This window comes from Holdemanella sp. (assembly GCF_056804935.1).
This window is the reverse complement of record NZ_DBMEXE010000222.1, coordinates 1,482-2,663: the sequence shown is the minus strand read 5'-3', so window position 1 is coordinate 2,663 and position 1,182 is coordinate 1,482. Positions and strand designations below refer to the sequence as shown.

At 31.2% G+C, this 1,182-nt stretch carries 1 protein-coding gene; it reads left to right on the top strand.

The features are described 5' to 3' along the window. Positions 1-29: 29 nt before the first annotated feature. Positions 30-1,182 (top strand): hypothetical protein (locus tag ACZQCL_RS08540; RefSeq protein WP_482482795.1); only part of this gene is annotated, 1,153 nt, incomplete at its 3' end.

Here is a 1,182-nt window from a genome sequence, read left to right as displayed (position 1 = left end):
CCGTTCATGTAAAGATATTCGAACAAAATGTGAAAAGTATTGAGGTTTATTTAGATGATGAACAAATGGATTGTGAAGAACTTGAATTTGATGTGGATGTTACATCCAAAAATCAATCTTTACGAATAATTTGTACGGATATTGCACAAAATAAGTTGGAAAGAGAAGTTAAAATTTTACCTATTGAATATCCTGAATGTTTATTAAATTCTGTCGTGTACACAAAAGAAAATCATTCTAATCTGCAGTTTGAATCTGTATGTAAACAGGCTTTTAATCTGCATGTATATTGTGATGGTATATATTATTATTCACTCGATTTAGAAGACAAAAATAAAGTGTTGATTGATCATTCAAAAAATGGAAAGTATACATTTGAGTTAGAACATAAAGAGTATCCACAATTTAAAAAAAGTATCGAAGGCTCTATTGAATATTCCAATATTTTGCCAATAGTCACATTAACTCCTTCAAGTAAGCTATCCAATGAGGATGTCATTGTGAAAGCAATCCGTAATGTACCTAAATTAGAAATAGGATATATAGATGTGGATCTCAATGGTATTAAAACGCGTTATGCGCTCAATGAAACGATTCGTTTACCAGCCATACATAATCAGGATGTCATCTATTGTGTGAGTGCGTATGCCAAAGATATATATGGACATGAGGTAAGTGATCAAATCTATGTCCAAATCGATAAAAAAGCCCCTTCAAGTCAGTTGTTTATGAATAATGAAATGGTTGTGGATCGCATGAATTTAAAGAAACTACCAAGTCTAGAATACAAGTATGATGATTCAAATGCGTATATGCGGGTGGAATACTATTTAAATGATACTTTCATGGATATGGATTTTGAGAAAGTCTTTAATCGTATGGTCAAAGATGATGTATTAAAAGTTGTGACATATACAAATGATGTGCTGATGAACCTAGAAAAGAAAGAATATGAATTTGTATTTAGTCCCGATAAAGAGATTGAAATGGTTTCAAAAAGTGAACAAGTTCTAGAAAAAGATGAAGTGGTTGAATTTGAGCGTGTCTGGGTTGTAAATGAAGATAATGAAGTGGTCTTAAAAAAGAATACGAAACATATTCAAAAGATTTCTAAGCCCAAAATTCACTATACGCGTAAAAAGAATAAGGTACAAATATGGTCTGAAGATAAGATCGAGTATG